21 protein-coding genes are annotated in these 13,377 nt (G+C 37.7%); 18 read left to right on the top strand and 3 right to left on the bottom strand.

Annotation, left to right across the window (positions count from 1 at the left end; genetic code table 11):
• Positions 1-52 precede the first annotated feature (52 nt).
• The 3 genes from rph (at position 53) to AC0VXV_RS13940 (ending at position 2,005) form a co-directional block, all read left to right on the top strand.
• A complete protein-coding gene (rph, locus tag AC0VXV_RS13950) occupies positions 53-805 on the top strand; it encodes a ribonuclease PH (protein WP_475528818.1) in 753 nt (250 codons plus the stop codon).
• Positions 805-1,398 carry an XTP/dITP diphosphatase gene (locus AC0VXV_RS13945; RefSeq protein ID WP_475528816.1) on the top strand — a complete coding sequence of 198 codons (594 nt, stop codon included), beginning with the start codon at positions 805-807 and terminating at the stop codon, positions 1,396-1,398. Before rph ends, AC0VXV_RS13945 begins: the two co-directional genes overlap by 1 nt.
• Positions 1,399-1,504: 106 nt before the next feature.
• Entirely contained in the window at positions 1,505-2,005 is a 501-nt protein-coding gene (locus AC0VXV_RS13940) for a YfcE family phosphodiesterase (protein ID WP_475528814.1), read from the top strand.
• A gap of 675 nt (positions 2,006-2,680) precedes the next feature.
• Here AC0VXV_RS13940 and AC0VXV_RS13935 read toward each other — a convergent pair.
• From AC0VXV_RS13935 to AC0VXV_RS13925, 3 genes are read right to left on the bottom strand one after another with little or no spacing between them, the layout of a single operon-like run.
• Complete coding sequence (locus AC0VXV_RS13935; RefSeq protein ID WP_475528813.1) at positions 2,681-3,775, bottom strand: site-specific integrase; 1,095 nt, start codon at positions 3,773-3,775, stop codon at positions 2,681-2,683.
• A 21-nt stretch (positions 3,776-3,796) separates the two neighbouring features.
• Positions 3,797-4,282 (bottom strand): ImmA/IrrE family metallo-endopeptidase, encoded by a 486-nt coding sequence (locus AC0VXV_RS13930; RefSeq protein ID WP_475528812.1) that lies wholly within the window; start codon positions 4,280-4,282, stop codon positions 3,797-3,799.
• A 19-nt stretch (positions 4,283-4,301) separates the two neighbouring features.
• Positions 4,302-4,625 carry a helix-turn-helix domain-containing protein gene (locus AC0VXV_RS13925; protein WP_475528810.1) on the bottom strand — a complete coding sequence of 108 codons (324 nt, stop codon included), beginning with the start codon at positions 4,623-4,625 and terminating at the stop codon, positions 4,302-4,304.
• 343 nt (positions 4,626-4,968) lie between these two features.
• Between AC0VXV_RS13925 and AC0VXV_RS13920 the strand changes: the two genes are divergently transcribed.
• The 15 genes from AC0VXV_RS13920 (at position 4,969) to AC0VXV_RS13850 (ending at position 13,351) form a co-directional block, all read left to right on the top strand.
• Positions 4,969-5,151: a helix-turn-helix domain-containing protein gene (locus AC0VXV_RS13920; RefSeq protein ID WP_475528808.1), complete on the top strand. Its 183-nt coding sequence runs from the start codon at positions 4,969-4,971 to the stop codon at positions 5,149-5,151.
• A 14-nt stretch (positions 5,152-5,165) separates the two neighbouring features.
• On the top strand, positions 5,166-5,486 hold the full coding sequence (locus tag AC0VXV_RS13915) for a DUF771 domain-containing protein (protein WP_475528807.1): 321 nt from the start codon (positions 5,166-5,168) through the stop codon (positions 5,484-5,486).
• 210 nt (positions 5,487-5,696) lie between these two features.
• A complete protein-coding gene (locus tag AC0VXV_RS13910; RefSeq protein WP_475528805.1) occupies positions 5,697-6,131 on the top strand; it encodes a hypothetical protein in 435 nt (144 codons plus the stop codon).
• A complete protein-coding gene (locus AC0VXV_RS13905) occupies positions 6,121-6,483 on the top strand; it encodes a hypothetical protein (RefSeq protein WP_475528802.1) in 363 nt (120 codons plus the stop codon). Before AC0VXV_RS13910 ends, AC0VXV_RS13905 begins: the two co-directional genes overlap by 11 nt.
• A gap of 76 nt (positions 6,484-6,559) precedes the next feature.
• A complete protein-coding gene (locus AC0VXV_RS13900; protein ID WP_475528801.1) occupies positions 6,560-6,766 on the top strand; it encodes a hypothetical protein in 207 nt (68 codons plus the stop codon).
• A gap of 37 nt (positions 6,767-6,803) precedes the next feature.
• Complete coding sequence (locus AC0VXV_RS13895; RefSeq protein ID WP_475528800.1) at positions 6,804-6,941, top strand: YqaI family protein; 138 nt, start codon at positions 6,804-6,806, stop codon at positions 6,939-6,941.
• Positions 6,942-7,012: 71 nt separating this feature from the next.
• Positions 7,013-7,903, top strand: coding sequence for a hypothetical protein (locus tag AC0VXV_RS13890; protein ID WP_475528799.1), 891 nt, complete (start codon positions 7,013-7,015; stop codon positions 7,901-7,903).
• Positions 7,903-8,391: a siphovirus Gp157 family protein gene (locus AC0VXV_RS13885; protein ID WP_475528798.1), complete on the top strand. Its 489-nt coding sequence runs from the start codon at positions 7,903-7,905 to the stop codon at positions 8,389-8,391. The genes AC0VXV_RS13890 and AC0VXV_RS13885 overlap by 1 nt, the downstream gene beginning before the upstream one ends.
• Before the next feature lie 12 nt (positions 8,392-8,403).
• Positions 8,404-8,829 carry an AP2/ERF family transcription factor gene (locus AC0VXV_RS13880; RefSeq protein ID WP_475528797.1) on the top strand — a complete coding sequence of 142 codons (426 nt, stop codon included), beginning with the start codon at positions 8,404-8,406 and terminating at the stop codon, positions 8,827-8,829.
• Position 8,830: 1 nt separating this feature from the next.
• Positions 8,831-9,112: a hypothetical protein gene (locus AC0VXV_RS13875; protein ID WP_475528796.1), complete on the top strand. Its 282-nt coding sequence runs from the start codon at positions 8,831-8,833 to the stop codon at positions 9,110-9,112.
• A gap of 13 nt (positions 9,113-9,125) precedes the next feature.
• Positions 9,126-9,839 carry an AAA family ATPase gene (locus tag AC0VXV_RS13870; RefSeq protein WP_475528794.1) on the top strand — a complete coding sequence of 238 codons (714 nt, stop codon included), beginning with the start codon at positions 9,126-9,128 and terminating at the stop codon, positions 9,837-9,839.
• A 1-nt stretch (position 9,840) separates the two neighbouring features.
• The gene (locus AC0VXV_RS13865) at positions 9,841-10,290 is read left to right on the top strand and encodes a DUF669 domain-containing protein (RefSeq protein WP_475528793.1); all 450 of its coding nucleotides are present in this window, start codon (positions 9,841-9,843) and stop codon (positions 10,288-10,290) included.
• 75 nt (positions 10,291-10,365) lie between these two features.
• Positions 10,366-10,734: a hypothetical protein gene (locus tag AC0VXV_RS13860; protein ID WP_475528792.1), complete on the top strand. Its 369-nt coding sequence runs from the start codon at positions 10,366-10,368 to the stop codon at positions 10,732-10,734.
• The gene (locus tag AC0VXV_RS13855) at positions 10,727-10,960 is read left to right on the top strand and encodes a hypothetical protein (protein WP_475528790.1); all 234 of its coding nucleotides are present in this window, start codon (positions 10,727-10,729) and stop codon (positions 10,958-10,960) included. Before AC0VXV_RS13860 ends, AC0VXV_RS13855 begins: the two co-directional genes overlap by 8 nt.
• Positions 10,961-10,969: 9 nt before the next feature.
• Positions 10,970-13,351, top strand: coding sequence for a phage/plasmid primase, P4 family (locus AC0VXV_RS13850; protein ID WP_475528789.1), 2,382 nt, complete (start codon positions 10,970-10,972; stop codon positions 13,349-13,351).
• The last annotated feature ends 26 nt before the right edge of the window (positions 13,352-13,377 follow it).

The following is a 13,377-nucleotide window of genomic DNA, read 5'->3' as shown; positions in this document are numbered from 1 at the left end:
CCTCCTTAAATTGTGATAAGATAAGTGCGCGAACAAATTGAGGAGGTCACGAATGACTAGACATGACTTACGAGCTGTGAATGAATTACGTCCAGTTCAAATTGATAATGATTATTTAATGCATCCGGAAGGCTCGGTATTAATAACAGTTGGAAATACAAAGGTGATTTGTACTGCAACGATTGAAGAAAAAGTACCCGGTTTTTTACGTGGACAAGGTAAAGGTTGGATTACGGCTGAATATTCCATGCTACCACGCGCTACAGAGCAACGCACACGCCGTGAAAGCTCTGCAGGGAAGGTAAGTGGCCGCACGATGGAAATTCAACGCTTAATCGGCCGAGCATTACGTGCTGTCGTTGATTTAGAAGCACTAGGTGAAAAAACAGTATGGATTGACTGTGACGTGATCCAGGCAGATGGCGGAACGCGTACGGCATCGATTACAGGAGCATTTGTAGCGATGACACAGGCAATTGCAAAACTAGGCGTAGCCAAGCCATTCGTAAAATTCCCCGTAACAGATTATTTAGCTGCAACTAGTGTCGGAAAACTAGAAAACATTGGCGCAGTTTTGGATTTAAACTATGTGGAAGATTCAGCTGCACAAGTCGATATGAACGTTATTATGACTGGTGCCGGCGAATTTGTGGAATTACAAGGTACGGGCGAAGAAGCGACATTCAGTCGTTCAGAACTGAATGAATTACTCGATTTAGGAGAAGCCGGAATTGCACAGCTAATCGAAATGCAAAAAACAGCACTAGGTGACATCGCAAACTTGATTGGAAAGGCGGAAGCATAATGAAACAAGTAGTAATCGCAACAAAGAACAAAGGTAAAGCGAAAGACTTTGAGGCACTATTCGGACCATTCGGCTATGAAGTTGTCACAATGTTTGACGTTGCTCCAGATGTGGAAATTGAAGAGACAGGTACGACTTTTGAAGAAAATGCAATTTTAAAAGCGGAAACATTAGCGAACATGCTTGGCCAAATCGTGATTGCGGATGACAGCGGTTTAGCGATCGATGCATTAAACGGTGAACCTGGTGTGTATTCAGCACGTTATGCCGGCGATCATGACGATGAAGCGAATATGGTGAAAGTGCTTGAAAACATGAAGGACGTACCGGAAGAACAGCGTACAGCCCGTTTCTGCTGTGCATTGGCAATTGCAGGACCGAATATGGAAACAAAAACAGTATTCGGCACATGTGAAGGTGTGATTGCACATGAAAAGAAGGGGACAAACGGATTCGGTTATGACCCAATTTTCTATGTGCCTGCTTTGGAAAAACATATGGCTGAGCTGTCTGCCGAAGAAAAAGGTGCAATTTCACACCGAGGCAATGCCATTCGCAAACTGGCATTACAGTTAGCAGAATTTCTGAAATAGCAATTTCGGGAATTGTTGGAAATTGTAAAAATTTGTTTAATAACGATTGAATTTTCGTTTCAATGCTGTCACACTAAGTATAGAAATGTAAAGGATGTGGATACGAATGAAGCTATTGATTATGAGTGATACACATGGTGACGAGGAAATCATTGAACGTGTAAAGGGCTACCATCCAGATGCGCATAAAGTGATCCATTGTGGTGATAGTGAATTACCGTATGCACATCCTGCTCTGCAAGGAGTAGAGCGTGTGAAAGGGAACTGTGATCATGACCATAACTATTTAGAGGAGATGCTGTTTCAGGTAAATGGGGATCGTGTGTATGTGACACACGGGCATTTATACGATGTGAAAAACTCTCCAATGAAACTGATTTACCGCGCAAAGGAAGTCGGCGCACAAATCGTATGTTTTGGTCATTCACATGTACTTGGTGCAGAATATATTGACGACATCTTATTTATCAATCCGGGCAGCTTACTGAAGCCACGTCGGATAGAAGAAAAGTCATTTGTTAACCTGACAATAACTTCCACGCATTTTACATTAAAATGTTATGACGATAATAATAATTTGATCGATGAATTGTTTTATGAGCGTTAATTATCAAAGTGAAGCCTTGAGTTAAGGAGGGCTTCACTTTTTTAATTCGTAATTTAACGTACGGAAATTTATTTTAGTTAAATAATAATTTTGTTTAATTTGTTTATTGACTTTAAGTATAATATACCATATAATAAAAAATGTCTTTATTACCAATTGGTTTGAAGAAATTGTCTCAGTAGCTCAGCAGGATAGAGCAACGGCCTTTAAGTAAATAGGAGCCTTTATACGGAAAATTAACGTATAAAGTGGACGACACCGTATCGGTAAACCCTTAACAGATTATGCTGATGGCAATACCGAGGAAACGAGAACATTTGAATGGCTTTATGCAGGTAAAATGTTTGCTGCAAGAAATTGCGAGAGGTTCCGTAGAGACTAAACGTGTCGCACCTGAAATGGTGAAGTTATAGTCCAGACCAACAAATTATACATCTGTATAAGTAGTGAAAACTATAGTGGTAAGCTAAGCCGTCGGTCGGGGGTTCGAATCCCTCCTGGGACGTAATACAAGTGATTATGGTCAACATAATACAACGAAGAAAACCGCTTGAAACCTTGATAATAAAAGGTTTTGGGCGGTTTTTCTTATTGGGTAATATTTTAAGAAACGCATTAAATAACATATAAAATATAATTGAAGTGCACAAAAAGTGTACAAGGTGAACAAAAAAATTAAGATGTGAACATGTTGATTGCGATCTCTTCATCACGTTCTTCCATCTCTTTTAATACATGCGCATAATGCTCCATTGTTGTTTGAATATCTGCATGTCCTAATCGTTTCGAAACTGAATTGATATTAGAGCCTTTATATAGAAGTACAGACGCATGGGTATGACGTAACCCATGAATTGAAATATGTTCAATTTGTAATGCTTCAAGTACTTTACGCAATAACTTATTTGCGCCCTCATTAGTAACGGTCTTAATTACCGATTGTCTATAGAACACCAAATTATTTTCATTAGCAGGCAATGCTAACAACAGTTTTTTAAATTCCAGCATGACACGTTTATCAATTGAGATAGTCCTTTTTGATTGTTCGTTCTTCAATGGCCCAAATCCTGTCCCTCTTTTATAATCCCAGGATCTATAAATACTGATACGATTATTTTTAAAATCAAAGCAATCAGTAGTTAAACCTGTTAGTTCGCCATAGCGCATTCCTGATACAAGCCCAAGTAAAATTAAATGGTATGTACTTGTATCTGTAGATAAACGATTAAATAATTCATTATAAAATCTGATGCTGTCATTATAATTCAAATGTTTTTCATCACTTGTCTTTGAAGCGACAGTAGCGTTATATTCAACTTTTTGAGTGAAGTCCTTATTAATATAACCTTCTTCAATTGCGTCCTTAACACAAGCTCGTACATGTGTATTGAGTTTTCGAACAGTTTCTTTAGTTTTACCAGTGCCGTAGTCATTTAAAAACTTCTGATAATCTGCACGAGTAATTTTTTGGATTGGTTTCTCTTTGAAATGTTCTTTGATACGCTCATAAGAGTTTCGATAACGATTGTATGTGTTCACGTGTTTATTTGACTTGTATAATTCAATCCATTGATTAAAGTATTCGGCAAAGGATTTTTCCTTAACGATTACCTGTACACCTTTATTTAATGATAGTTCCACTTCTGCTGCTGCGGTTTGTGCTTCTTTTTTCGTACGAAAACCGCCTTTTACAATTGGCTTTCTTTTGCCATCCACAATATGATTGACGCGATATTGCCATGTAGTTCCACGTTTCGTTATGCTTGCCATGGATTCTGCTCCTTTATAAATTCAAATAGCTCTTTCAATGAAATCAAACATTTCCAAAACTCCTAATGGCTCAAAGCAAATAGTATAACCTTCCACGGAAGCCGAAAGACCGTATTTACTTATATACCATTGGACTGCATCGTTTAAAAAATCTTCTGTCACATTTAAAAAATCTGCTAACTCATACTTATTCGCTATATTACTTTGATGAGCTCTTATAAACATTTCAAGCGGTATTAACTTGTTGTAAGCCCATCTACGAGCTCGCAATTCCTGTTTGCGATTAACAATTTTGTTCTGTTCTAAAATATCACCAGAGGATGTGTAATGGTGTCCTAATTCTTCACCCAAAACGCATTTCTTTTCGGTTATGGAAATAATTGATTTATTGATCCAAATGACATTGTCAGAATACAAACCTTTAATGCGTGGTTGCATTATTTCTTCTGATACGCTAACTTGATCAGTGTATGCTTCATGTATAAGTTGTTCATAAGTTAATATCATTGCAATCACTCCACTCGAATTACTGGCTACGTTTCATTTTTACGAATTGTTTGAAGCGTTCTATTTCGTCTAATTCCTCTTCTGTCCATTCCTCTCCGTCATGATGAGCAGCAATCGTTTCAATTTCATAATTATCTACAAAAGTTCTTTCATTAGTTCTACCCGTCAAATAGTCAGTAGTAACTTTAAAATAATCAGCAACTTTATTTACATTATCAATTTTTGGCGATGCTTTATCCCATCTTCTAATTTGACCGTTAGAGATTCCAACAGTTCTCTCAAGTTCTGCAAAAGTAATACCTTTTTCATCACATAAAATTTTTATTCTATTCACTAAACCCACTTGTATCAACCTTCCCGGAGCTTATGACAGAATAAATTAACTTTTAAGCTATTTTAGTTTGACAAATAGCATTTAAGCTAATATACTAGGTTCATAAGCTAATAGATTAGTTAAAAAAGACAATATAAAAACGCAACCTATAAACATTTTTCGTTGGGGAACGGTTTAAATGTTGATTTGAAGGCTTTTCAAAAGTCTTATTTCGTTATGTTTTTATAATAGCTTTTAAGCTAACGTATGTCAATGATTAGCTAAAAAATTATTTGGTAATTTTTTGTATAATGCGCTGTGTTACCGAGCCAATGACGGTATATCAATAGAAGTTTGTAGGGGAGGTTGTAAAATGACGGAAGATTTGGGAGCACTAGTAAGAAGTGAATTATTTAAACGGAAAATGAGTCAGAAGGATCTAGCGGCAATGTTAGGTATTTCAGGAGCGTATTTAACAGATATTATTCGAGGTCGTAAAGATGGCCCGAAAGCACAAGAACATATCAAGCACATCCGTAAAATTTTAGATATTTAAATGAGGTGAATTAAATGCAACAGTTACAAGTTAATTTGACTGTAAGTGTCCCAGAACACCTTGTACTTATTGAAAAAGTTGAATATGAAACTTTAAAAGAATCTGCCTTACAAGGAATCTATTGGACTATGCAAGATTTGGAGGATCGTATAGGCAAAAAACAAGTTTGGATAAAAGAAAACGTTCTTTATCCAACTAGATTCAAAAAACAGTTAGATGTGCTGCAGGGTGGGTTTGTATATTATCCCAAAGCAAAAGGCGAGAAGTGGAGCTTTCATGCTAAGAAAATGGCACAGTTCTTGGACGACAATTTTTATCAAATTTTTAATCCATAAGGAGTTGAAACCAAATGAAAATCAATATTCGTGAATGGCGTTCAATGGAAGCGAGTGAGCGTGTAGCAATGATTAAAGCACATGTAAGTGAAATGGCGAAAGGGTGGGTTAATGAGACATCAATTAAATAATATTCAGGTTGACGAGCAGTCTTCATGGTATCGCAAAACATTCTTACGTTCTAATCGCAGATAAAAAGGAGGAAACAAATTGAAACCTGTATTAATTGTGGAAGGCAAAGCACACGAAGTACGTTCAGTTGATTATTTTGAAGGCAATGTGCATAGGGTGATGATTTCCGATGGCGAAACATTAGCCACTTATTACAACGAAAAATACGCACAGTATTATGTTGAAAATCCGTTAAAAGTGAGTATGGATGAATGTCTCAAATGGATTGGTCAACATGACGATATTTTCGACTCTATCTGTGAAGTAATTGCGCAAAATCAATTGGAAATTCAACTCTTAGCAGATGAAATTGCAAATGATGTAGAAGAAAAACCTTTCGCGGTAAATGAAAAAGTCCAGGATCGCAAGGCATTAAAGGAACGCACATACGGCTTGATGGATGCACGGGATATTGTCCAAGCGTTCATGCAAGATGATGTGGATTTATCGGGTGGTGATGAAATTGATGACTAAAGTAGATGCAGCTAAGTTAAAACAAATCGCAAATGAAATGGGTTACGAAAATGGCGAGTTAATAATTAATGCCGCTTTAGAACTTGAAGAATTGCGTAATAAAGTCGGTCGTATGAAAGCCACGATTAAAAAGAAGCAACACATTATCGATACGGTGAATCACCACAATAACCGATTGAGTAATGATAATCGAGCGTGTAAATATGCATTAGGTGCAAAGTTTATGGAAGTAAAAGAATTACGTGAGACACTCGAAGAAATAACGGCACTTAGAAATCATGTTTATCCAACTGAATACGTATCGCGTGTTGAATTATTGGCTCGTAAAGCATTGGAAGGTGATTCAAAATGACACAACTTGAACAGTTACAAGCAGCCTACGAATTAGCCTTGCAACAACCAACATTAAAATGTTAGGGGCGATCAGTATGAAACAAATGATTAAGATTCTCCGCAAATCGGATTTAGTGAAACTGGCTCGGGAATCAATATTAGCTGACCAGGATTATTATTTAGCATCGTTAAGTTATGCACTTAAGCGACAGGACGAACAAGAAATTGAACGTTGCAAAAGACGTCTGTTCGAAATCCATGTGGAGTTGAAAGGATTGGACATGCATGAACAGCTGCAATGAGTGTGGAAGGTTAGCAAGTCAATGTGATTGTGAAGTCATGATGCTTGATCAATACGGTACGGAAATTGTACCTGGTGAGGAATATATTCTCAATCAACATGATGAAGCCATCCACAGGGATAATGTCATTCGTTATCTGATTGAAGATGGTACGCATCAATTAAAAACTCGCTAGAAGCTGCAACTTCTAAACGAGCAATAAAAAACTAAAAGACAGTGGTAGTATACCATAAATCGGAGGAAATTATGACAAATAAATTTATCGAACAACGTGTAGAAGTGTTAGAAAACGAGTTATCTGAACTGAAATTAATCGTTGCCCAAATTCGTAAGCCTTCCACAGTTGTTGAGGAAGCATTAGCAAATGACACTATCGAATTTGAAGGCAAGCAATATAAAAAGGTTGACCGTGAAGCGAGGTTAAACGATGTAATTATATTTAATTCGAAAATTTATCCTCATAACGGAGAGCAAAATAAACCTTATCTTATAAATAGAGAATCGTCTATAGGAGCTGCTCACTATGACGGAAATTCAATTTGCGATGTTACTTTTAACATATATGAACATGGTCGTAACCTAAAAAACGTAGATGTTTACGAATTAATGGATGGTTACAACCCAGGCATTCTAATGGTCGATGAAACACCGGTTATTACAGCCAATCAATTACGTGCTGAAATTATTGAGAAGGCTAAGGGGTTTGTTGATGCTACAGCATCAGATGATACACATTTTGAAATCGAAGGCAACCAAGTATTAGCATGGCGAATCATCCGCAAAGGTAAAGGCTACGATGCGTTAACGGGTGTTGCTGTATGTTCACCTAAAGATGTATTCAACGAAGATATTGGTAAAGCAATTGCGGTTGGTAGATTAGAAGGGTTGGATGTTAGTGAGTTTGAACAGGCTGTGCAACCATCTCATTATGCAGTTGGTCAAATTTTATATGTCGAAGATCGCGATAGGGAAATCGAAGTAAAAGATATTCGAGGTAAGGAAATTTGGCATGCATTAGAGGATGAACGAGATTACGATAACTACTACGATTCTAATCGAGATGAATTGCACGGTTATCCGAGATTAAAAATCATCAACGATACCAACGCTCAATATGAAATTGGGGTGAATAAATAATGGCGACAATCTACGAAATCGCAGATAAATATAAATTGATTCAGCAACTAATCGAGGATGGCGCACCGGAAGAAGCATTCATTGAAGCATTGAATGCGATTGACGGGGAGCTTGCAGAGAAACTAGAAAACTATGCTTCTGTTATGAAAAACGTTGAATCAGATATTGCAGGCATCAAAGCAGAAGAAGGGCGTTTAGCTGAGCGCCGTAAAGCAATGGAAAATTCTATTAAGCGAATGAAAGAAAATATGCAACTGGCAATGGAAGCAAGTGGCGAGAAGAAACTTAAAGGTGAGAAATTCACATTCACTGTTCAGAAAAATCCACCTTCATTAAAAGTTTTAGATGATGCGGTTATCCCTCCACAATTCATTTCTGTGGAAGAAGTACGGAATATCGATAAGAAAGCTATTTTAGCAGAGTTAAAGAATGGCGCTGAAATAAACGGTGTAGAAATCCAACAAGGGGAATCGATTCGGATTCGATAGGAGGATAGGCAAATGACAAAAATAGCGCACATTCCAGTAGGTAAATTTTCAGTCGCTCAGGTCATTAAGGAAATCAACAAGCATGTCGCAGGTCGAAATCTTGATGGGATATTTTATAATCCGGTATCGCTAATGAAAGGAACTATCGAAATTCATACAAGCGATCCGCAGACAGTTGAAATTGAAAAGGTTGTTACAAATATCATGAATGTTCCAGAACCATTACCAGGCAAAGGCAATGGAACAAGTCGTTATCGTGGGGTGTATTGGGATAAGGAATGTGGTCGTTGGAGAGCGCAAATTTCGTATAAAGGTAAGCGCAAAATGAAACGTTTCGAATCGGAAATCGAAGCAGCTCAACAATACGATGAATGGGCGAAGGAAGTTATCGCTAATGGTGGCAAGGCTTATTTAAACTTTGAAAAGGTGGCTAAATAATATGTCGAAAATCAAATTAAACCAAAAAGAACAACATTATGCAGATACACGTGAGCAAGCAGAGGAAATCGTTACTTCTGCAAAAGAAAGTAACTACCTAATGATGCACAAAATTACGGAGAAGCATAATAAATATGGCACATATTACCTTGTTGATTTAACTTACAGCTACGATACACCACGCGACATTATGGACGGTGAAACACCTCGAAATGATGCTCCGGATGGTCAAATGAGCATTGAGGAAGTGACTGAAGCACCAAAAGAAAATGAAATCTTTTAAGGGGGTGAAGTAAGTGAAAATTACACCGGCAACGGAAATACAAACGGATAATTCTACTTGGCTGATATATGGTAATCCCGGCATGCGTAAAACTTCAACTGCTAAATATTTAGAAGGCAAAACACTTTATATACCCATCGACAATACTCAATCGGTGTTAAAAGGTTCGGAGAATATCGACATATTAAGCTTTAACTCATATGATGCTTGGAATGCTTGGAATGAGCTAATGAAAGATTTAGCGAAAGCAGATTTAAGCAAATACGACACAATCTTTTTCGATAACATTTCTGAGCTAATTCGTTCGATGTTAGCAAACTTGGGCCGTGACGGTAATAACAATCGTGTTCCGTCTCAAGCAAACTATCAACAAATTGATTTCTTCATAATTGATAGTATTCGATTTATTAAAGGTTTAGGTAAACGAGTGGTTTTCACAGCATGGGAAATCACAGATGCATGGCATTTACCAAGTGGACAAATTGTCAATCGAGCATATCCCGATATTCGAATGAAGATTATTAACAACTTTATGGGATTGTGCCAGATGGTAGCAAAGTCAGTGAAAAACGAAGAAACAGGAAATTACGGTTTCATTTTAGAACCATCGCCATATATTTTCGCGAAAAATCAATTGGACAATCGAAAATCATGTGCGCATGAAGATATTTTCAAAGTAGGCAATATGCCTTCCACAACAAATAACAAACAACAGGAGGAAAAATAATATGACATTCTTTACATTTGATGAATCACAAGCAAGCGAAGGGTTTGGTTTAGTAGCAGAAGGGACTTATGAAGGTACGATCATTGCAGCAGAGGAAACAAAAACAAAAGATGGTGCTCCAATGTTAACACTGACTTATGAAATTCGTTCAGACTTCACACAGGAACACCAAGGCGCAAAATTCATGTTCAATAATTTCACATTCGGTAGCGATGGAGCTAAAGGAATGGTGCAAGGGTTACTCAAATCAGCTGGGTTTGCAAACGGCCATCCATTCACATCATTAGCAGATATGGCGAATCAATTGTTAGGCCGCAACTTACAACTTGTTGTGAAGCATGAACCGGATTACCGAGATAAAACAGTAATGCGTGCTCGTGTGAAATATACGCAACCTACTTCATTAGGACAAACGCAAGTGGCTGTTAAAGAATCGGATCTACCATTCTAATTAAAAACTTAATAGAGAGCTCTTTTTCTGGGGCTCTCTTTTCTTATACCCAAATTCGGTTATGGAGGGCTAAAAGTGAAAGAAATTACTAATGAAATCAAACAAAATCCAGTGCTAAGTGAGGTACAAGGTTTATTGATAAAACAAACTGAAAAAGGTTTGAAAAAGTACGGCACAACAGTTCAATATCAAAATTTAAGCGCTTTGGAATGGATTGGACACGCAAAAGAAGAAACGGCAGATAAGTTGGTTTATCTAGCTTGCTTGGAGAATTCGATTCAAGAATTAGAAGTGAAGGTAAAGGCGTTCGATAACATTCACGGTATTTTAAATGATTATCATATGGCGGGAATATTAAGCGAGGAAATGACGATTGATTTAATCGGTGAAGAAATAAGAATCGCGTTTTCTTCTATTTACAAGGAGGGTGATTCGAATGACTGAAAAAGTGAAGGGTAGTCGTGATATTTCACAGTTGAAAACAAGAACTTATTACATTGTGAAAGTTAGGTTTTTCGAAGGTAACTGGGATCACAATACGATTTTCTATCATCATCACGATGGCTTAGGGACGCTATGGTGCGGTAGTTATGAACATCCACATGAAATTAATTTCGCAACTTTTTATGAAATCGAAATTCTTAATGAAATCAAAGGAATCAACAAGTAGGTGAGCAGCATGAAAGTAATTCAATACAACTTCAACGAAATTCCTTCCGAATTACGAAACATGCCCAATTGGATCTTGTGGAAGGCTGAAGAGAAGGACAATGGGAAAATAACGAAAATTCCATATCAGATTGATGGGAACGAAGCCCGTTCAAACGATGCTAAAACATGGTCCACATTCGCGACTGCAGCAAAATTTTATACAAAAACCAATGTAGATGGCATCGGGTTTGTATTTTCGAAACGTGATAAATTCGTGGGCATCGATATTGATAAATGCGTATCGTATTCAGCCGATGATATGAATCGAGAAAATCCAATCATTAGCGATTTCGCAAAGGAAATAATCGAAACATTAGATAGCTATACGGAATTTAGTGTCAGCGGTACCGGCGTTCATATTATCGTTCGTGGGAGCCTTCCAGTAGAAATTTGCGGGACAGGCCGGAAAAACTCGAAATTAGGATTAGAAGTATATCAGCACGGCCGTTACTTTACCATGACAGGCAACCGTGAAAATTCCAATGAAATATTTGATCGTACAGACGAACTTAAGGAACTTCTTGAAAAATATTTCGATGATAGTGATTTACAGGGCCGCATCGTAAAACTGCAAGACTATGAAAGCGATGATATTAAAATTTCAAACGAGCAGTTATGGCAGAAAATGTTCAATGGTAAAGCAGGCGATGAAATTCGAGCTTTATACAATGGCCATTTAATCAACGATGATCATTCAAGCAGCGATATGGCACTCATGAATCACCTAGCTTTCTGGACAGGGAAATCAGCGAATCGTATGGATTCAATGTTTCGTGAAACAGCTCTTATGCGTGATAAATGGGACCGAATCACATACGGCGACACAGGCGAGACATACGGAGAACGCACAATTGCAAAGGCCATCGCTTCTACTACCACAACGGTATTGGACCATAAAAGCGACAACGAATTTTCATTTGCCTTCCACAGTGATGATGTGGTGGAAGAAGTTCCGGAAAAGCCAGCTCGTAAATTTAAATTAACCGATTTAGGAAACGCCGAACGAATCGCATACGAATATGGCCATATTATCCGCTATATTCCTTCGGTCGGTTGGTATATCTGGAACGGCAAGTTTTGGGAGTATGACGAAAAAGGAAAATTGCATCGGATCGTTGCAAAGGTTGTTCGCAAATTAGGTGAATCTGAGGACGAAAACGAACAGAAATGGGCGCGACATTGCGAAAAGCATAATGTCCGTGAAAGTGCGATTAAGGACTTAAAAATATTAGTTCCCGCAGATCGTGCTGAATTTGATAAACACAAATATTTATTGAACGTAGCAAACGGTGTTGTGAACTTAAAAACAGGCAAACTGCAACCACATGACAGGGAATTGCGATTAACGAAAATAGCAAATGTTGAATATGTGGAAGGCGCACAGTGTCCAACATGGTTATCATTCCTGGATCAAATATTTTTAGGGGACAAAGATTTAGCCGAGTACATGCAGCGTTTAATTGGTTACTCATTAACAGGTGATATTTCCGAGCAAATCATGATGTTCCTTGTTGGTGGAGGTAGTAATGGTAAAAGTACATTCATCAACATTGTAAAGGATTTAGTGGGCGAATACGGCAAACAAGCGAAGTCCGATACATTCATCAAGAAAAAGGAAACGGGCGCTAATAACGATATTGCAAGGCTCGTAGGTAGCCGTTTTGTGTCTGCTATCGAATCGGAGGAAGGCGAAAAGCTATCAGAATCATTTGTTAAGCAGATAACAGGTGGTGAGCCGGTATTGGCCCGATTCCTACGACAAGAATATTTCGAGTATATTCCGGAATTTAAAGTGTTCTTTACGACAAACCATAAACCAATCATTGGTGGACTTGATGAAGGTATCTGGCGCCGAGTGAAATTGGTTCCATTCGATTTAAATTTACCGGCACATCAACGAGATAAAAAATTACCGGAAAAGTTATCGCTCGAAATGCCAGGCATCTTAAATTGGGCAATCGAAGGATGCTTGAAATGGCAAAAGGACGGATTGAAAGAACCAAAAGTCGTTACAAGAGCAACTGGAATGTACAAAGAAGATATGGATATTTTAGATCCGTTCCTTGCAGAATGTTGCTATACAGATAAGGAAAATGAAGAGGTCAAAATCGAAGCAAAAGAACTGTACAGCATTTATAACAATTTTTGTTTCAAATCGGGTGAACGTACTTTAGGAAATCGTAGTTTTTATCGAATGTTGGAAACAAAAGGTTTCAAAAAAGAACGTGGCCCTCAAAATAAAATGTATTTTTATGGAATTACACTAGTTGACAGGAAACCTTTAGGGGTTACTGAAGAACAAGAAAGTGTTACTGAAGGAGCCGAAAAAGCGGGTTTTACGCTTGCTTAGTAACTTCGAGTTATTTAAGTAACTTT

It is taken from the genome of Solibacillus sp. iso_87, from assembly GCF_056173085.1.
This window is presented reverse-complemented; position numbering and strand designations above follow the sequence as displayed.